Origin of the sequence: Streptomyces sp. NBC_00440 (assembly GCF_036014215.1) — a bacterium.
Classification (GTDB): domain Bacteria; phylum Actinomycetota; class Actinomycetes; order Streptomycetales; family Streptomycetaceae; genus Streptomyces.
Genome location: NZ_CP107921.1, coordinates 893,176 through 912,201 on the forward strand (window position 1 = coordinate 893,176; position 19,026 = coordinate 912,201).

Here is a 19,026-nt window from a genome sequence, read left to right on the forward strand (position 1 = left end):
GAGCGCCGGACCGGGCGAACAACACCGCCCGCCATCCAGACACCGGCCCCACGACACGCACCACGGCCCCCACCGGCCCACCCGTGTCGCCGACCCCCCAGTCGGCCTCCCCAAACGACGTCCCCGAATGGAGAGGTACACCCATGACTGCCACCACCCGCCACACCCTGAACCTCCGCAAGACCACCATCACCGCCATCGCCACCGCAGCAGCCGCCGCCTGCGCCCTGACCCTGGCCCCGCACGCCCACGCCGCCGAGCACACCCCCACCGCACCCGCCGCGGCCACCGCCGTCACCGCCGCCCAGATCACCAAGCAGGCCGACCACGCAGCCAAGGCCGCCCACCACACCGCGGCGAAGAAGGCCCCCAGCACCAAGCACGTCGACGCCGTCACCGCGATCGTCAAGAGCACGAAGTACAGCAACAACCTCGACGGCTGGATCAAGGAATCGCTGGCCATCATGAAGGCCAAGCACATACCCGGCAGCTACGAAGGCCTGCACCGCAACATCATGCGCGAGTCCAGCGGCAACCCCCACGCCCAGAACAACTGGGACGTCAACGCCCAGAACGGCATCCCCTCCAAGGGACTCCTCCAGGTCATCCAGCCCACCTTCGACACCTACCACGTCAAGGGCACCAAGAACAGCCTCACCGACCCCGTCGCCAACATCGTCGCCGCAGCCAACTACGCCGCCGACAAATACGGCTCGATGGACAACGTCAACTCCGCCTACTGACCAAGCGGAACCCCCACACCCCACGACCACCTGAGTCCGTGGGACGGCCAACCCCCCAGCGGGGACGGCAGGACTCAGGTCCAGGCGAGGGCTGGAACAGGTTCATGGGTGAACCCGTTCCAGCCCTCGTCCTCATTCCCCGCCACCGCACCCCCCGCACCGGCACCCGCCGTCCCCCGCGAACCGGTCGGCGAGCATCTGCGCCGGCGAGCGGCACCCCAGCCATGGACCCGGCCGGGCATGCCTCCTCAACCACCGGACTGAGCGTGGGGAGTTCGTCAGCCGCGTACTGCTGTTCTTCGCCTGCGGTCTCAGATCCGGTGGTGCAGGGTCACCAGCCGCAGATCCTTGGTCGGGCCGCGTACCGTCCACACCACCCGCCAGCGGTCCGCTGCGAGCACGCTGAACTCGCCGCGGTAGACGTCCTCGGCGCACGGATGGTCGGCGACGCACCGTCCGTCGCGCAGGTCCAGGGGGTGGAACGGGCGGCCGTCGGCGAACCGCACGAAGGCCGCCCCGTCGCCGGCCCGCTCGAAGAGATGCTCGCGGGACGCGGGCCGGGTCACCCCGCCCCAGGTGAACTCGCCGCGCTCGACGTGGCGCAGTTCCGCGCCGGGCTCCCCGCGTGTGAAGTCGGCCGTACCGCGGAAGGTGCCGTGCCGGTCCTGGGAAAGGTCGTACACGGTCCGCTCGACCCGCCACCCTCCGGCGAGATAGCCGAGGGTGTCCGCCACCTGGTGAAGTCCGCCGGGCGGGGAGGCGTCCTCGCCCGCCGCCGTGTCCTGTCGTGCCACCGTCCCACCGCCCTGCCGGTCCGTCCATCCGCTCACTGTCAGCAGTCTAGGCGGGCGCGGCGCCGTCCCCCTCGGGGCCCGGGGGCCCGCCGGGACCGGGCAGCGGGCCGGCGTCGCGGCGTCGGCCGGGCTCCAGCGGCGGGAGCGCCGGGGCGCCGTGCACGGTGCACTCCGGGCGAGCGTGCGGGGTGTCCTCGGCGGGCCGCAGCACGTCGGGCGGCACCGTGAACCACGAGACCGCCGCGCCCAGCACCATGAGCCCGGCGCAGATCAGTACCGCCGCGCCGAAGGCGTGGTCGACCGTGGAGACGGTGCGGTATCCGCTGCCGGACAGGCCGACCGCGAGCGGCAGAGCGGCCACCGCCAGCAACTGCGCGACCCGGGCGGCGGCGTTGTTGACGCCGCTGGCGATTCCGGCCCGCCGTACGTCGACGGACGCGAGGACCGTCGCGGTGAGCGGTGCGACGAACATGCTCATGCCGAATCCGAGGACCACCACGGCGGGCAGTACGTCCGCCCAGTACGAGCCGCCGGGATGCACCCGGCGCAGCAGGACCAGACCCACCGCCGCGACCAGCGGCCCCAGGGTGAGCAGCGGGCGCGGGCCGATCCGCTGCGCAAGGGCGCCGGCCGGGCCGGACAGCAGCATCATCAGGATGGTGATCGGCAGCGAGGCCACCCCGGCGGCCAGCGCCTCGTACCCCAGGCCGTTCTGCAGCTGCGTGGGCAGCAGGAAGAACACCCCGCCGATCGCCGCGTAGAGACACAGGGTGACCAGGTTGACCGAGGTGAACAGCTTCACCCGGAACATCCCCAGCGGGAGCATGGGATGCCCGGTCCTGCCTTCCCGCCGTACGAACAGCGCGGTGAACAGCAGCCCGGCGAGCACCGCCGCGATCACCGTCGGCCCGAAACCGCCGGTCGCGTCGATCAGGGCGTACGTGATGCCGGCCAGGCCGAGGGCGGCGAGCGCGGCGCCGGCCACGTCGAACCGCCCGGTCGCCTGCCAGTCGCGGCTTTCCGGCACCCAGCGGACCGCGAGCAGCAGCACGGCGAGGGCGAGCGGCGCGTTGATGTAGAAGATCCACCGCCAGCCCGGCCCGTCCACCAGCCAGCCGCCCAGGAACGGCCCGACGGAGGTCGCCACGCCGCCCAGACCGGACCACAGCCCGACCGCCTTGGCACGGTCCTGTGCGCGGAAGGTGCCCTGCACCAGCGCCAGCGAGCCGGGCGTGAGCAGCGCCCCGCCGACCCCCTGCAACGCGCGGGCCGCGATCAGCGCTCCGTCGTTCGGCGCCAGCCCGCAGAGCACGGACGCCGCCGCGAACCATGCCACGCCGATCATGAAGATCCGGCGCCGCCCGTAGCGGTCTCCGAGCCCGCCGCCGAGCAGGATCAGCCCGGCGAGCGGGAGCATGTACGCGGTGATGGTCCACTGGAGCGCCGACAGCGGTACGTCGAAGTCGGCTCCGATCCGCGGCAGCGCGACGTTGACCACCGTGCCGTCCAGCATCGTCATGCCCGAACCGAGCACCGCGCAGGCCAGCACACCGCGCCCGGCCGTGGAGGCCAGCGGCAGGACCCCGGCCGCATCCGCCGGGCCCGGACCGCTCGCCCCGGACGTCGCGCCGGAGGGGTGGCCGCTGTCCCGTGCCACGTCACCGCGGCCCGGCTCTTCGTGGTCCATGCCGCGGTCCGCGGGGCCCTGGTCCACCCATCACCTCCAGTGGCGTTCGCCGTGCCGCCGGAGACAGGCGCGGATCGGGCGCCGTCGGCGGAACGGTTCGGACCCCAGCCTGGCGCAAGATCGCCGCGCACGCACCACCGCGGGCGGGCGGGCTCGTGCGCCGTTCAGTGCTCGGCGTCGGTGTCAGCCGGGCTGTCCGGTGAGCTGTTTGACCAGGAACCGACAGGGGTCGGCGACCTCATGGCGCAAGCCTTCGTCGTCCAGGTAGTGGTAGCGGTCGAGGTAGCGGCAGCCGGTTTCGTGGTAGCCGAGTCGGAGGTAGAGGGAGGCCGCACGGTGGTTCTGGTCGTCCACGCCCAAGCCGAACCGGTGGTAGCCGTTGCGCCGCACCTGGGTTTCCGCCGCGTGGATGATGGCTCTCCCGATGCCCTGTGACCGTTGCTGCGGCGGCCAGACTCCCAGGCCGTTCAGCTCAGGGCATTCCGGGAAGCGGTCGTGCACTTCGGGTGCTCTGCATCCGTGCCACAGAATCTGTGCTGTCCCGACGGGGATCCGGTCGGCCCAGGCGACCAGGAAGGTACTGAGACCTTGCTCCTGCGTTTCGAAGCGCATCGCATGGCGGTGTGTCTGTCCGGGTGAGGGCATGTGCCTCTCCAGGATTTGAAGATCGCCTTCTTGGCACGGGCGGATGTCCATGGGCGCTGCTTCCTCATCGGTCGGCGGCTGAATTCGGCTGCGCAGGGGGCCCAGCCGGGGGGCGAGGCCAACTGCACCGGGCTGCCGTCGTGTTCACACGTTCTGCCCCTGCCAGGCGCGCCACAGCCCCGAGTAGGCGCCGTTCCTGGCGAGGAGTTCCTCGTGGGGGCCGAATTCGGTGATCCGGCCGTCGTCGAGAACCGCGATCCGGTCGGCGTCCCGGGCGGTGTGCAGTCGGTGCACCACGGCGATCACGGTGCGGCCGCTCGTGACGGCGGCCAGCGACCGTTCCAGGTGCCGCGCGGCCGAGGGGTTCAGCAGCGAGGTCGCCTCGTCCAGGATCAGGACGTCCGGACTCGCGAGGATGAGCCGGGCCAGAGCCAGTTGCTGCACCTTCGCCGGGTCCAGCGCCTGTCCCCCGGGCCCGACCGGAGTGTCCACGCCCATCGCCTCGGCCCAGTCCCATGCGTCGACCGCCCTCAGGGCGGCCGCCATCTCGTCTTCTCCCGCGTCCGGTCGCGCGATGGTCAGGTTGTCGCGCAGCGTGCCGCGGAAGACGTGGTGCTCCTGGGTCACCAGAGCCACCGTGCCGCGCCGCTCGGCGGGTGGCAGGTCCGCGATGTCCCGGCCGCCGATGGTGACACCGCCGGTGGGTGGTCGGTAAATACCGGCCAGCAGCTTGGCCAGCGTCGTCTTACCGGCGCCCGATGGCCCGACGACGGCGAGCCATTCGCCCTGCCCGATGGTCAGGCTGATGCCGCGCAGCACTTCGTGCTCCGGCCGGTACGCGTAGCGCAGATCCCGTACCTCGATGTCCGGCGGCCCGGCCGCGCCGCCGTGCCCGTCCGGCGGCGCCGCGGCCGGGGTCCGGGGCGCCGGTACGGAGGCCGCGCCCCGGAACCGCGCGAGACCCAGCAGCCGGGCCAGCGCGGCACCCGCCGACTGGAGCTCGTCCAGCCAGAACATCAGCTGGTCCAGCGGGTTGAGCAGCTGCGAGGCGTACAGCGTGCCCGCGGTGACAGCGGCCAGGGATACCACTCCGTGCAGGTAGAGCGAGCCGCCGATGATCAGCATCGCGGCCACCGGCAGGGCGTAACTGGTGTCGCACAGCGGGAGGAAGACGTTCCGCAGCCGCAGGGTGTGGCGTTCGGCGGCGTAGGAGTGGGCGATGTCCTCGTTGAGCTGGTCCATACGGCGGGCGGTCAGTCGCAGCCCGTCGACCGTACGGGCGCCCTCGGCGGTCTCGGCCAGGCTCTCGGTCAGCCGGGAGTAGGAGGCGGCCTGGAGCAGATACCCCTGGTGCGCCCGGCGCAGGTACCAGCGGCCCGCGCCGACCAGCACCGGGACGGGGACCAGGCACGGCAGCAGCAGGACCGGGCTGATCAGCGCCAGGGCACCGAGGGTGAACGCGACGATGCCGATCGAGGTCAGGGTCGCCGGGATCGCGGCCCGGATGGCGTTGGACAGCAGGTCGACGTCCCGGGTCGTCCGGGTGATCAGGTCACCGCTGTCCGCGTCCTCGACGACCTCGGGCGGCAGGTCCAGCAGGTCCGTCACGAATTCCTCGCGCAGTGCCGCGAGGATCTTCTCGCCGAGCGCGGCGGCCGCGTACCCCGCGAGGCGTACCAGCACGGCCTGGCCCGCCAGACAGCCGAGGATCAGCAGAACCAGACGTTCCACCGTGTCCTTGCCCTGGGTCACGTCCGCGACCAGGGTGCCGAGCAGCCACGGGGCGAACAGCCCGGTGGCCGCCGAGCACGCCTGCAAGGCGATCACCAGGCCGAACTCGGCGCGGTTGGTCAGGACGGCGCGCCGCACATACGCGCGGAGTTCGCGGCTCGTGGCAACGGGCAGCGCGCTCATGCGACGGCCGTCCAGCGCTCGACCAGGGACCGGTAGCGCGCGTCCGCCATCAGCGATTCATGGGATCCGTCGGCTGCCACCGTGCCGTCGAGGACCAGCGCCACGTGATCGGCCCGGTGCAGCAGCAGGACGCTCGTGGTGAACACGACGGTGGCCCTGCCCTGGCGCAAGTGCGCGATTCCCTCGGCCATCCTGCTCTCCGTATGCGCGTCGACAGCGCTGGTCGGGTCGGACAGGACCAGGACTTCCGGATCGGCCATCAGGGCGCGGGCCAGCCGCAGGCGCTGCTGCTGGCCCCCTGAGAACTCCCGGCCGCCCGCGGCCACATGGGTGTCGAGCCGCTCGGGCAGCGCCTCGACGATGTCCCGGGCGGCGGCCGCGTCGATGGCCGCCCACAGCTGGTCGTCGGAGCCGGAGCCGTCCGGCCTGCCCGTCGGGTTCAGTTCGCGGCGCAGTGGTCCCGCGAACAAATGCTCGTCGGCGGTGGTGACGAGGATCCGCTCGCGCACCCCGGCCAACGGCAGTTCGGCCAGCGGTCGTCCGGCGTACGTCGCGCCGGACTCGACGTAGCGTCCCAGCCGGTCGGCCAGGGCGGCCGAGTCGCCCGCGGAGCAGACGACGGCGGTCAGGCCGTCGGCGGGCACCCGCAGGCCGGAATCGGGGTCGGCCAGGACACCGGTGCCGGGCATCGCGCCCGATGCGGGGCCCGGGCCGACGTCGGGCTCCGTCCGGAGCAGCCGGATGACGTTCGTGGCGGCCACATGGCCCTGCATGGCCTTGGAGACGGCGAAGGTGATCTGGTTGGTGGGAATCACCAGGTACGTGGCGAACCCGTAGAAGGCCACCATCTGACCGGCGCTCAGCCGCTCGGTCAGTACCAGCTCCCCGGCCAGGGCCACCACTCCGGCGAGCAGCAGGCTCGGCAGGAACGTCCTGGCCGCCCCCAGGAGCGCTGAGGCCCGCGCCTGTTGCAGCGCGACGGACCTGAGGCGCTGCGAGCCGTCACGGTACCGGTCGGCGAACAGCTCCTCGCCGCCGATTCCGCGCAGGACCCGCAGTCCTCGCACGATGTCGACGGACTGGTCGGTGAGCTCCCGCTGCTGTGCGCGGAGATGGCTCTGCCTGCTGCGCAGGGTGCGGGCCAGGCGGGTGGTGATGAAGAGGATGACCGGCACCGCGACCAGCACCAGCAGGCCGACCTGCCAGGAGGCGAACAGCATGAGTACGGCGACGACGACGAACCCGACCGCTCCGCCGACACCGCGGGCGCCGACCTCCAGGGTCTGGCCGATGAGGCTGATGTCCGAGACGCCCACCGTGACGAGGTCGCCGGCCGAGGACTTCCGGTCGAGCGTCGTGCCCAGTTCACATGCCTTGTGGGTGACGAGCCGCATGGTCTCGTACCCGGGCTCGACCTTCAGCCGCAGTTCGAGGCGCTCCACGAGCAGGGCGGACAGCGCCGTGGCGACGCCCAGTCCGAGGACCGCCAGGCCCCACCCGACAAGTGCTGTCTGATCCTTCGCCACCAGGCCGGTGTTGATGGCCTGGCCGATCACTGCCGGTGTCAGCGCCAGTCCGCCCGACCACATCATGTTGAAGACACAGTCGGACAGCAGGAGGCGGCGATGTCCGGCCGCCATCCACAGCAGGTAATGCCACGGGCCGCGTATGTCCGGCTTCCCGTGGTCCGTTCCGGAGAAGCTCCGCACACACGCCTCACTCGTAGATCGGTACCGACGTACAACATGGCGAAGCTCCTGGCGGACGGGTTCTCGAACAGGATGACCCGTACTCACCAGGAGCTTGGCGTGCTTGTCTACTCTCCGCCGGTCGATCTGTCCAGCACGCCCTGCGTCACCTGACCGAGTGGCTCCGCGCCCGGGTCCTCGGACAGGTCCCGGCCGCGGGTTTCGGCGGTGCGCCAGATGGCGAGTGCGGTGATCAGCCCGCAGACGATGGCGAGGATGGCGAGGGGGGTGCTGGAGATGCTGCCCGAAGCCGAGAGCCGGCTGCTCGCGAAGAGCGGGGTGAAGCCACCGCCGATCAGTGCGGCCAGCTGGTAGCCCATGGATGCTCCGGTGTAGCGCACCTGGGTGCCGAACATCTCGGACAGCAGTGGCCCCAGCGGTGCGTACATCGCGTTCTGCACCACCTGTCCCAGCACCATGCCGAGGATCAGCAGAGCGACGGACCCCGTGTTGATCAGGGCGTAGATCGGGAAAGCGAGCAGGACGATACCCGCGGCGCCCCCCATCGACACCGCCCGGCGGCCAACGCGGTCCGACAGCGCGGAGAACAACGGGATGGCCACCAGCCCGGTGATCGAGGTGGCCGTGAGGCCGGTCATCACGTCGGACGTCTCATACCCGACGGCCTTGGCGTAGGTGAGCATGAAGGTCCCGATCAGGGCGGTCAGGGCGAAGGGGCCGATGCCGACCGCGCAGGCGAGGACGAGGACACGGGGCGCCCGCAGCACCTGTGCCAGGGGGATACGGGGTGGCTGTGCCGCGGCCTGCTCGTCCCGGGCCCGCGCCGCCTGCTGGAACAGCGGGCTCTCCGTGACGCTGATGCGCACATACAGGCCGATGCCGACCAGCAGCGCGCTGAACAGGAACGGGATGCGCCAGCCCCACGCCATGAACCGGTCCTGGGGAAGGAGCGTGATCGCGGTGACCACAAGGCTGGACAGGAGGAATCCGATCGGTGACCCCATCTGCATCACGCCGTTCCACAGGCCGCGGCGCCGTGCGTCGGCGTGCTCGACGACCATCAGCGTGGCGCCGCCCCATTCACCGCCGATGGCGATGCCCTGGACGATACGGAACAGGATCAGCAGCACGGGAGCCGCGACGCCGATCGTCGCGTACGTGGGCAGCAGTCCGATCAGGGAGCTCGCCGCGCCCATGAGGACCATCGTCACGATGAGCACGGTCTTGCGTCCGAGCCGGTCGCCGAAGTGCCCGAATACAGCGCCCCCGACTGGCCGCGCGACATAGCCGGCGGCCAGTGTCCCGAACGAGGCGATCGTGCCGACCGTGGAGTTCGACTCGGGGAAGAACAACGGGCCGAAGACCAGGGCTGCCATCGTGCCGTAGAGCAGGAAGTCGTAGTACTCGATGACGGTGCCGAGCAGGCTCGACAGTGCCACTTTGCGCAGCAGTGCGGGATCCGTTGCCGTGGGTGGTATCCCGGACCCTGCGGATCTCTCGGGGCTTTCCGGGGACGACGCGGAGGGTGCAGCGGACATGCCTGACTCCCTTGAGCGTGAGGGATGTTGCGGGTTGGTGAACGATGAGCGGTTTCCGCGGTGTGTGCAGGGCCCGTTCTCCTCGGTGAATTCCGGGAGAACGGGCCTCACATGAGCGAGACCTGGATCAGTTTTCCTGTGACCGGCAACTGCGCGACGGCTCTCAGCCTTTGCTGTCGAGCCCGAACGCCTGTCGTGCGATGAGTCCGCGCATCATTTCCGATGTTCCGCCGCCGACGGTTTCCAGGATGGCCTGCCGCCACATGAACTCGACATCGGTGTCCTTGATCAGCGCCTCGCCCGATCCGAACTCCATGGCCGAACGCGCGATCTCCTGGGCGAGCAGGGTGCCGGCCAGTTTGTGGTACGCCGCCGGGACCGCCGAGGGTTCACCGCTGATGATCTCGCCGAGCAGCGCCAGCGCCAGCGCCTCGGCCTCCGCCACTTTCACGGCGAGGTCGCACAGCCGCCGGCGGACGACGGGATCGTGGCTCAGGCCCGACTTCTCCGTCCAGGTGAGGAGGTCCTGGAGGTCCCTTCGCAGCCGCTTCGGCGGGAACTGGACATGTCGTTCGACCGCGAGCGCGGACGCGACCACCTGCCACCCGTCGTTCTCGCCGCCGACCCGGTTCCCGGCCGGGACCCGTACGCCGTCGAACCGGACCTCGTTCAGGCGACCGCCGTCATGGGTCGGGATCGGGGAGACCGAGACGCCGGGCTGGTCCAGGGGAACGATCAGGACACTGAGTCCGCGCGATCTGCTGTCGGGGGCTCCGGTCCGGCAGAGCAGCCAGATGTAGTCGGCCCAGTGGGCGTTGGAAGTCCAGCACTTCGCGCCGTTGATCTCGTAGTCGTCACCGGCTCGCGTCGCCCGGGTCCGCACTGCCGCCAGATCCGAACCGGCGTCCGGCTCCGAATAGCCGAGCGCGAAGTTGATCTGTCCGAGCCGGAGCCCCGGGAGGAAACGTTCGCACTGCTCGGCCGTCCCGTGGGTCATGAGCGCCTTGGCGACGAGGCCCGGACCCATCGGCGGCCGGGCGACCCGCGCATAGGCCATCTCGTCCCACAGGATGAACTCGTACGCGGGTGACAACCCCCCGCCGCCGAACTCCGCGGGCCAGGACAGTGACAGCCAACCGCGCTCCCCGAGCGCCCGGTAGACCCTCCGTACGCCCTCCCCCGTGCCCTCACGGCGGTGGAAGTAGCCGTCCAGCCCCTGGAAGTCGGCGAGGAACTCCAGTACCTCGCTGCGAAACGCCTCCTCCTCGGGGGTGAATCCATAGTCCATGTCAGTCGTCCTTGCCGGCCGCGGTGGTCCACTTCGGTTCGCGCCCCTCACTGAACGCCCGGGGGCCTTCCTTCGAGTCGGGGTGTGCCCAGTGCATCCGCAGGAGCGACCATCCGTACTCGCACGCCTGGGTGTATCCCATTTCCAGCGACCCCCAGATCGCCTGCTGCGAGAGCGACACCGCGGCCGGCGAGTTCTTGGCGATGCACTGCGCCATCTCTTCGGCTGTGTCCATGAGTTGTCCGTGGGCGACCAGTTCGTCCACCAGCCCCAGCTGGTACGCGCGCTCGGCCGGCATCCGGTAGCCCTTGCCCATCAAGGTCATCCGCAGCGCGGAGCCCAGCGGCAGCCGCTTGGCGAGACCGATGTTCTCCATCGCCCCCACCAGGCCGACATTGACATGGGTGTCCATGAAACTCGCCTGCTCCGATGCGACCACGATGTCGGCGTCGACCACGAAGTGCAGCCCGGCTCCGGCCGCCAGGCCGTTGACCGCGCAGATGACCGGCTTCCACACCCGGTTCTGCCGCGGCGACCAGAAGACCTCGTCGGTCAGCGGCCCCGTGCCGGTGCTCATGCCGCCCCGGCCGGCGACGACGTTCACGTCCGCGCCGGTGCACAGGTGCCGGTCGCCTGCGCCGGTGACGATGGCCGCCCGGATCCACGGGTCGTCCCGGACCTCACTCCATACGGCCTTCATCTGCGGCATCATCGTGCCGGTCAGGGAGTTTCCCTTGTGCGGTCGATTGAGCGTGATGTACGCGACGTGTTCACGCTTCTCGAAGAGCACCTCCGGCTCTTCGACGTCCGCCGGATGATCCTGGTCCTGCGTCATTCCCGACCACTCTCCGAATACATCGCCAATACCTGTTCGCCTGTTTCGTTCGCATGTGACGGCAACATGGAGAGCTGCCGGATGCGCTGCGCGATGTGGCCGACCGGCCCTTCCACGGAGTAGCCCATGGCACCGTGCGTCTGGTGGGAGACGAAAGCCGCGTCCATGGCGGCTCTCGATGCGGACAGCCGCGCGGCGGACGCGAGGCCGGACGCCTGGGGGTGACCGTGGTCGACCGCCCGCGCGGCGACCTTGATCAGCTTCTCCGCGGCCTCAAGTCCGAGGCCGGCGTTCGCGATCGGATGTGCGACGGCTTGAAAGGTGCCGATGGCGCGGCCGAACTGGACTCGCGTACGTGCGTGCTCGACCGCGGCGTCCAGCACGCGCTTCCCCGCGCCCCACAGATACCCGGCAAGCGCCATGTTCGAGAGGTCCGTTCCCTCCCGAACGCCTTCCAGCGGGAGTACGCGCTCCAGCGGAACACGTCCCCATGGCTCGTTGCCGAGGGTCTCCAGCGGGTTCACCTCACCGGCCGGACGCGCGAGCCAGGCCCGCTCGCCGTCCGTCTCGATGAAGACGTCGGCGACCGGCGACCAGGGCATCAGCGGGGGGCATCCCCAGGACACCAGGCTGTCGCCGGAGACCACGGGGAGCGAGTGCGCGGACGGCAGCGTATGTGCCGCGAAGACGGTGGCCGCCAACGGCCCGGGCGCGAAGGCACGTCCCAGCTCCATGGCGACGGCGGAGATCTCACCCGCCCCGCCCTCCTCACCGGGCACGGCCAACGACAGCACACCGAGTTCGGCCAGCCCGTACCAGAACGGCCAGGGAAACGAATCCGAACCCGCACGCTGGACTTCTTCGGGGCACCGGGCCGCGCAGTAGCTCCGGACGGACCCGGCGAGCGCTTCCTGATCCGGGGTGAACGTGACAGGTTCGCTCATGCCGCCGCGACTTCCCAGCGAGATGTCACCACGGCACGCCGGTGCGCGCGCAGTCCACCGAGCTCCGCTCTGAGCGCTTGCAGACGAAGCGTCCAGAGGTGGAGGTCGTGTTCCCTGGTCAGCCCGACAGCACCCGTGATCTGGTGTGTTTCCCGCGTCAGCCGGTTCAGTGCGGCCATCGTGTGCGCGGCGGCGACAGCCGACGACTCCGTGGTGGCGCCGCGGAACGCCGCCTCGTAGGTGAGCCAGCGCGCCCCTTCGACCAGCACACTCACCTCGGCGAGACGGTGCTGCAACGCCTGGAACGAACCGAGGGCGCGCCCGAACACGGTGCGGTCCTTCGCGTACTGGACGGTGAGGTCGAACGCCCTCTGCATCATCCCGAGAGCCTCGGCACAGACCCCGACACGCCACCAGTTCATCATCGTCTGTGACGTCCCGGGAGCGAGGTCCTCGGCGCGGCGCGGAACCACCCGGGCCAGCGGATAGCCGTACGCCGACGGAACCGGCTCCGCGTCGTCAGGACTCAGCTCCGCCGCGACGCAGCGATCGGCCCCGGCGGTGAGGATCTGCCTGGCCTCGCTGCCGTACCGCACCGGGCCCGACCCGTCGCGGCCGGCCAGGACGACCGGGCCCTCGGGTACCGGCAGCCCGAGCGCGGGCAGCACGAGCAGATGCGGTACCGGAGTGATCGCGCCGAGTTCGGCACTGATCTGTTCGACCGCGAGGGTGGCTTCCAGCGGCCCCGCGCCGTCCTCGCCGAACACGTCGAGGAAGCCGGCCGCGCGCAGCTCGGATTCGAGCTCGTGGTCGTATGCCCCGCGCTCGGCGAGCTCTCGGCAACGCTGGGTGCCGGCGTGCCGGCTCAGCAGGGTGCCCAGTGCGTCCAGCAGCGCGTGTTGCGTATCCGATCGTTCGAAATCCACGTCTATTCCTTCGGCAGCTTCAGGATCAGGCGGCTGATCAGGTTGAGCTGGACTTCATAGCTCCCTGCGGCGATGCCGGCGCCGAGCGAGTTGCGGAACTGCGCATCGCCGGGCGACTTCTCGACCAGGGCTTCGCTTCCCATGACATCGAGCGCGAGGTCGCCGACCGCACGCTCGGCCTGGACCATCGCCGCGCGGGCCTGGTAGGCCAGCGGCGAGGGTTCCTTCGCCTTGGCCCGCTCGTCGATGACTCGGTAGACAAGGACACGAGCAGCCTCACAGAGCGCTCGCGCATCGCCGAACTGCTCCTGTACGCCGGGATCCGTGAGCAGGCCGGCCGTTCGGCACCAGTCGGCGAGCCCGTCGAGAACAAGAGCCGCACGCGCGTAACGCGGGGCGCCGACGCGCTCGTAGGCGAGTGTCCGGCGGACGATGTCCCAGCCCTTGTTCTCCTCGCCGAGCAGGCAGTTCCTGGGAATCCTGACGTCCGTGAGGAACAGTTCGTTGAACGAGTGGTCCCCGACGAACCCGTCGATGCGCCTGACTTCGACACCCGGCGTCTTCAGCGGCAGCAGGAAGACGGAGATCCCGTTCCGGCCGTCCGACACGGAACCGGTGCGCGCCAGGAGGAAGCAGTAGTCGGCCGCGTTCGCATACGACGTCCAGATCTTCTGGCCGTTGAGGACGTAGTCCTCACCGTCGCGGTCCGCGCGGGTCCGCAGGGACGCCAGGTCGGTACCCGCCTCCGGCTCGGAGAAGCCCTGGCACCAGAAGACTTCGCCCCGGGTGATCGGCGGCAGGAGCTCCTTCTTCTGTTCCTCCGTGCCGTACTTGATGATCGAGGGGCCGACCCAGTTCACATTCATGTACTGCGGGCCGCGGGGCTCCCCCCGCTTCCACATCTCCTCGCCGAGCACGAAGTGCTGCCACGCCCCCTGGCCACCGCCGCCGTACTCCGGCGGCCAGTGCGGGGTGAGCCACCCCTTGGCCGCCAGGGTGTGCACGAAGCCTCTTGAGAAGTCGGTGTACACCGCGCTGCCGAGACCGTGCTCGGAGCGGTTCCATCCGTCGGCCAGTTCTTGGTCAAGAAAGCCGACGAGGTCGCTCCGAAACGCCGTGTCGGCCTCACTCAAAGCGAATTCCATCAGTCCCTCCCCGTGTTCGGTCGTGCGCCTCCCGCGCTGCACCTTGAGGAGCGAGCGCATCCCGTGGTGCCACGTCGGTCGCTCCCATCCGAGGAGCAAGGCGCTCTGGAGAAAAGAGTACACTTTATTGGGCCAGCGGCAAGGCCTCTCGCACGACCGAAGGCGGGGCGTCGCAGCTTCGGCCCGCTCGGCCCGGTGATCGGCAGTGCCACGTCAGCACGCAGGCCTTACGGCGAGGGATCGATCGACCCACCAGGGGCCCGGAGGCGATCCCGACACGCGCACGCCGGGAGTCCGGAGCCGAGCGCGAACTGATCAATCAATGCAAGAAGATGGCACTCAATTGCCGTTTTAGCCGATAGCCTGGCGGAAACTCTCGCGCTGACTGCGCCGGCTGACGACCAAGGGAGCAACTCCGTGGCTGATGTACTGACACTGCCGAACTGGCTGCGCACGATCGGCGCCGGGCCGCACGGGGCCCATGGACGAGCGCTGCGTGACGACTCCGGCGAACTGACATTTACCGAGCTGGTCGGGGCGATGGATGCTGTTGCCCTGGGGCTGCGGCGTGCCGGCCTGCACCCCGGCGACCGGGTCGTGACGGCCATGGAGCCGTCGATACCGCACACGGTGGTCATCCTCGGCGCCATGGCCGCCGGCCTGGTGGCCGCACCGCTCAACGACCGCCTGACCGGGCCGGAAGCACGCTCCTACCTCGCCACACTCCGCCCGAGTGCCGTGATCGCGGACCCCGCCCATACGTCCCTGGCTCATGAGACGGGCTGCCGGGTCATCGAGCTGCCGGCCGCCGCCGACCGGATGCCCATCGCGGACCGGACCGCCCCGCTGGCGGCCCACGGCGAGCCTCTCGCACCCCCGGCCGAGGACGCCCCGGCCGTCATCTTCGCGACCGGCGGCACGACCGGAACGCCGAAGGGCGTGTTCCACACCCATCGCAGCCTGTGGCTCTGGCTCAACACCTGCGCACACGGGAACCCGCGAACGGTCACCGATATCGAGCTGTTCTTCTCCCCGTTCTTCCACATCACGCTGGGCACGAACCTGTTGGCCCCCCTGCTCGCGGGTGGGGAGGTCTGGATCCAGCGGCGGTTCGACGCCGGTTCCGCGCTCGCTGCCATCGACCGTGGCGCCAGCCGTCTGATGGGTGCGCCGACGATGTTCGCCGCGCTGCGCGGACACCCCGACTTCGCCACCACCCGCCGCGAGAACGTCACGGCGATCCGTTTCGGGTCGGCTCCGTCCACGGACGACTTCGTACGCGGTCTGCTGCGTGACTTCCCCAACGCCAGGATTCGTGCCGGATTCGGCGCCACCGAATTCGGCTCGGTCATGGGATTCGACCACGAAGACCTGCTGGCCGGCCGGTTCACCGGTGTGGGCAGGCCGCTCCCCGGCGCGGTCGTCCGGATCCTCGACGGGGACGGCCGCGAGGTCCCCGCAGGTGTCGTCGGCGACCTCGTGGTCGCCTGCCCCTGGCAGGCCCACGGGTACTACGGAATGCCGGAGGAGACCGAGGAGACGTTCCGGGCCGATGGCGTGCACATCGGTGACCGTGCCTCACGGACGGAGGACGGCTGGGTGTTCATCGCCGGGCGTACGAAGGAGGTGATCATCAGCGGTGGTGAGAACGTCTACCCACGGGAGGTGGAGGAAGTGATCCTCCGGCACCCGCTGGTGGCCGACGCCGTGGTGTACGGCCTGCCCGACGGGCACTGGGGGGAGCGCGTCGAAGCCGGCATCGTGGCCGTCCAGGACAAGACGGTTGATCTGGAGGAGCTGCGCAGCTTCTGCCGGGCGGATTTGGCCGGATACAAGATCCCCAAGAACCTGCGCCTGCTCGACGCGATCCCACTCACCCCGAACAGCAAGCCCGATCGCCGGCGTGTGCGCGCGGAAGCGCTGGCCGAAACCGCGGGCCACGGCGCTGAGGGATAACGCGTCGCCCCGCCCGTACCCGTACATCGTCGAACGGCGGCATCGCTTCCCGGGCCGGACACTGCAACAGTGTCCGGCCCGGGAAGCGATGCCGCCGTCGGCTCATGCGGAAGGCGTCCATCCGGCGTCGGCCGGCGACGTGTTCACCGTCGCCGGCCGCGCAGGCATGGTGTGCGGAGCTCTCAGGCGCCTCCGCCGTTGGACTGCGGGATCCCCGGTGCGAGCGCACGGAACTTATAGATGTAGCCGCCGTTGTCTCCGCCCACGGTGATGTACCCGTGGGTGGTGCCCGGCTTGATGACCAGGTTGCTGACGAGGAGTTCCGGCTTCGGCTTCTGCGGAATGGCGATCGTGGCGATCAGGTCTCCGGTCCGGTTCCACACGAGGATCTTCCCGGCGCCGAGCACCACCTGGTACACGTTGCCCGCGGAGTCGACGGTGTTGGAGTCGAAGCCGGCGGTGCCGACATTGGCGGACATCCCGACGCCGCCTCCGGTGAAGCTCTTCCCGTCGGGCGCCAGAGTGAAGTAGTTCTCCCGGCCGAGGTTGTACTCGCCCACCCACAGGCCGGAGAAGTCCGGGGTGAACGAGATGCCGTTGGGATCGGACAGGCCGTCCTGCAGGACGATCGGATTGCTGCCGTCGGCGTCGAGACGTACGACCCGGCCGTCGGGCTTCTTCAGCGAGCCCTGGTAGTCGGTTATGTACATGTCCCCCGCCTTGTTGAAGGCGATGTCGTCGGGCACCATCGACCGGCCGTCCACCGGACCCGAGAAGACAGTGGTGAAGCCGGTGCCGTCGGGGTTGAGCCGGTCGATCTTCCCGTGGTCGTAGTCGGTGACGTAGATCTTCCCGTCGGCCGGGCTGAACTGCAGGGACGAGAAACGGCTCGTGGCGTCGGTGTAGAGAGGCTTGACGGCCTTCGTCCGCAGGTCGTACCGGAGGATCTTGGGCTTTCCCGCAGGTGCGGTGAAGTCGACGAAGTACAGCTGCCCGTCGGGTCCGAGGGCAGGCCCCTCCAGCACGGTCGCGTGCCCGAACGCCGACGGCGGGTCCAGAGGCGCCACCCTGGCATCCTGAGTCGCCCGGATGACCCGCGGCTGTGGCGTCCCCCGCCCCGCGTCCGAGGTGGCGACGGCACCCCGGCCGCCGGTCGTACTCGCAGCAGCCGTGGCCGCCGAACCGCCGGCGACCAGGGCCACCAAGGCGGCCGCGAACGCGAGCGATTTCCTGGTCTTGATCATGACTCTCCTGATTCACAGCTCTTGATCATGTTCTTCCGGCCCGCGGCCCAGCTGCGGGATCCCGGATGCCGTCACGTCACTGGCAGGGGGCTTGATCGGTCGCGGCATGAGCGGACCGCTGCCGCAACAGGTTCTTCTGGATCTTTCCCGTCGACGTCTTGGGCAGCTCGCCGAAGACCACTTGGCGTGGTGCCTTGAACCCCGCGATCCTGGCCCGCACGAAGGTGACGAGTTCTGCTTCCGTGACCGACGCGTTGGCACGGAGCTTGACGTACGCGATCGGAACCTCACCCCATTTCGGGTGCGGCGTGCCGACGACCGCGGCCTCGACCACCGCTGGGTGCTCCGCGAGCGCGCTCTCCACTTCGACGCAGGTGATGTTCTCGCCGCCGGAGATGATGACGTCCTTGGCCCGGTCACGCAGCTCGACATAGCCGTCCGGATGCATGACGCCCAGGTCGCCCGAGCGGAACCAGCCATCGGTGGTCGCCGCGGCCGCGGTCGCTTCGTCGTCGCGGTAGTAGCCGAGCATCACGTCGTTGCCGCGCAGCACGATCTCGCCGAGGGTGTTGGCATCAGCCGGCACATCGGCACCGTCGGAATCGACCACCCGCAGCGGTTCGGCGATGACGTTGGCGATGCCCTGTCGTGCCATCAGCGGTGCGCGCTGTTCGGCCGGCAGATCCCGCCACTCGGGCTGCGGGTCACACACGACGGCCGGCCCGAACGTCTCGGTGAGTCCGTAGAGATGACGGATCCCGATGCCGAGCGCGCTCATCCTGGCAAGCAGTGCGGGCCACGGCGGCGCACCCCCGACGAACACCTGTACCGGGTGGGAGACCGGTGCTGCCGCGGCGGGGTCCTCGGCCAGCATGGCCAGCACGGTGGGTGCGGCACAGAAGTGGGTGACACCGCTCTCGCGGATGGCATGCCAGATGTCCGACGGGTTCACCTTGCGCAGGCAGTGGTGCACCGCCCCGGCCGCGGTCACCGCCCACGGGAAGCACCAGCCGTTCGTGTGGAACATCGGCAGCGTCCACAGATATCGCGCCGATGTGTCCAGTTTGGCGTGGTAGGCCATCGCCAGCGCCTGGAGATAGGCACCACGGTGGTGGTACATCACTCCCTTCGGCCGGCCGGTCGTACCACTGGTGTAGTTGATCGACAGCAGGGATCTCTCGTCGGTGACCGCCACCGCCCCCGGGGTGGCGGCCGCCAGCGAGGACTCGTACTCGTCCTGCGGGCGCCCTGAGTTGATCACTGCCGGCCGGATCTCGCTGTGCTTCAGCGCCTCGGTCAGCAGGTCACGGCATGCGGCGTCCACGATCACCACGCCAGGGGCGCTGTGGTCGAGGATGTAGGCGATCTCGGCGGGCGCCAGCCTGGTGTTGAGCGCCACGAGGACCGCGCCGGCCAGGGGCACTCCGTAGTGCGCCTCCAGCAGCACATGGGTGTTGGGGGCCAGTACCGCGACCCGGTCCCCCGGCCGCACTCCGTGCCCGTCCAGCACGCCGGCCAGCGCCTGTGCCCGTTGCCAGAGCTCGGCATAGGAGTACCGCATGTCACCGTCGACGACCGCGAGGCGGTCGGCGAACACTTTGGCGGCGCGCGCGGCGAACGCCACCGGAGTCAGCTCGGAGAAGACCATCCCGTGCATG

General features: G+C 69.9%; 15 protein-coding genes. 2 read left to right on the forward strand and 13 right to left on the reverse strand.

Annotated features, from left to right (window positions below; genetic code table 11):
- Positions 1-143: 143 nt before the first annotated feature.
- Complete coding sequence (locus tag OHB13_RS04035; protein WP_328375693.1) at positions 144-743, forward strand: transglycosylase SLT domain-containing protein; 600 nt, start codon at positions 144-146, stop codon at positions 741-743.
- Between the two features lie 311 nt (positions 744-1,054).
- Here the strand turns inward: OHB13_RS04035 and OHB13_RS04040 are convergent, their stop codons facing one another.
- The 11 genes from OHB13_RS04040 to OHB13_RS04090 all read right to left on the reverse strand — a co-directional run bounded on the left by OHB13_RS04040 (position 1,055) and on the right by OHB13_RS04090 (position 14,168).
- Entirely contained in the window at positions 1,055-1,573 is a 519-nt protein-coding gene (locus tag OHB13_RS04040; RefSeq protein ID WP_328375695.1) for a DUF6314 family protein, read from the reverse strand.
- 10 nt (positions 1,574-1,583) lie between these two features.
- Positions 1,584-3,056, reverse strand: a complete 1,473-nt coding sequence (locus OHB13_RS04045) for an MFS transporter (protein ID WP_405755763.1) — start codon at positions 3,054-3,056, stop codon at positions 1,584-1,586.
- Between the two features lie 351 nt (positions 3,057-3,407).
- On the reverse strand, positions 3,408-3,920 hold the full coding sequence (locus OHB13_RS04050) for a GNAT family N-acetyltransferase (protein ID WP_328375697.1): 513 nt from the start codon (positions 3,918-3,920) through the stop codon (positions 3,408-3,410).
- A gap of 93 nt (positions 3,921-4,013) precedes the next feature.
- On the reverse strand, positions 4,014-5,783 hold the full coding sequence (locus OHB13_RS04055; RefSeq protein WP_328375699.1) for an ABC transporter ATP-binding protein: 1,770 nt from the start codon (positions 5,781-5,783) through the stop codon (positions 4,014-4,016).
- Positions 5,780-7,423 carry an ABC transporter ATP-binding protein gene (locus OHB13_RS04060; RefSeq protein ID WP_328375701.1) on the reverse strand — a complete coding sequence of 548 codons (1,644 nt, stop codon included), beginning with the start codon at positions 7,421-7,423 and terminating at the stop codon, positions 5,780-5,782. The genes OHB13_RS04055 and OHB13_RS04060 overlap by 4 nt, the downstream gene beginning before the upstream one ends.
- A gap of 176 nt (positions 7,424-7,599) precedes the next feature.
- Complete coding sequence (locus OHB13_RS04065) at positions 7,600-9,030, reverse strand: MFS transporter (RefSeq protein ID WP_405945002.1); 1,431 nt, start codon at positions 9,028-9,030, stop codon at positions 7,600-7,602.
- 163 nt (positions 9,031-9,193) lie between these two features.
- Positions 9,194-10,318 carry an acyl-CoA dehydrogenase family protein gene (locus OHB13_RS04070; RefSeq protein WP_328375705.1) on the reverse strand — a complete coding sequence of 375 codons (1,125 nt, stop codon included), beginning with the start codon at positions 10,316-10,318 and terminating at the stop codon, positions 9,194-9,196.
- 1 nt (position 10,319) lies between these two features.
- Complete coding sequence (locus OHB13_RS04075) at positions 10,320-11,153, reverse strand: enoyl-CoA hydratase/isomerase family protein (RefSeq protein ID WP_266859243.1); 834 nt, start codon at positions 11,151-11,153, stop codon at positions 10,320-10,322.
- The gene (locus OHB13_RS04080; RefSeq protein ID WP_266859241.1) at positions 11,150-12,097 is read right to left on the reverse strand and encodes an acyl-CoA dehydrogenase family protein; all 948 of its coding nucleotides are present in this window, start codon (positions 12,095-12,097) and stop codon (positions 11,150-11,152) included. Before OHB13_RS04080 ends, OHB13_RS04075 begins: the two co-directional genes overlap by 4 nt.
- On the reverse strand, positions 12,094-13,023 hold the full coding sequence (locus tag OHB13_RS04085; protein WP_328375710.1) for an acyl-CoA dehydrogenase family protein: 930 nt from the start codon (positions 13,021-13,023) through the stop codon (positions 12,094-12,096). Before OHB13_RS04085 ends, OHB13_RS04080 begins: the two co-directional genes overlap by 4 nt.
- Before the next feature lie 2 nt (positions 13,024-13,025).
- The gene (locus tag OHB13_RS04090; RefSeq protein ID WP_266859237.1) at positions 13,026-14,168 is read right to left on the reverse strand and encodes an acyl-CoA dehydrogenase family protein; all 1,143 of its coding nucleotides are present in this window, start codon (positions 14,166-14,168) and stop codon (positions 13,026-13,028) included.
- A 417-nt stretch (positions 14,169-14,585) separates the two neighbouring features.
- On the opposite strand from OHB13_RS04090, the gene OHB13_RS04095 reads away from it, so the two are divergent.
- Positions 14,586-16,124 carry a class I adenylate-forming enzyme family protein gene (locus OHB13_RS04095; protein ID WP_266859235.1) on the forward strand — a complete coding sequence of 513 codons (1,539 nt, stop codon included), beginning with the start codon at positions 14,586-14,588 and terminating at the stop codon, positions 16,122-16,124.
- A gap of 182 nt (positions 16,125-16,306) precedes the next feature.
- Here OHB13_RS04095 and OHB13_RS04100 read toward each other — a convergent pair whose 3' ends face one another.
- Positions 16,307-17,368 carry an SMP-30/gluconolactonase/LRE family protein gene (locus OHB13_RS04100; protein WP_328375713.1) on the reverse strand — a complete coding sequence of 354 codons (1,062 nt, stop codon included), beginning with the start codon at positions 17,366-17,368 and terminating at the stop codon, positions 16,307-16,309.
- Positions 17,369-17,444: 76 nt separating this feature from the next.
- A complete protein-coding gene (locus OHB13_RS04105) occupies positions 17,445-19,025 on the reverse strand; it encodes an AMP-binding protein (RefSeq protein WP_328375715.1) in 1,581 nt (526 codons plus the stop codon).
- Position 19,026: the final 1 nt, after the last annotated feature.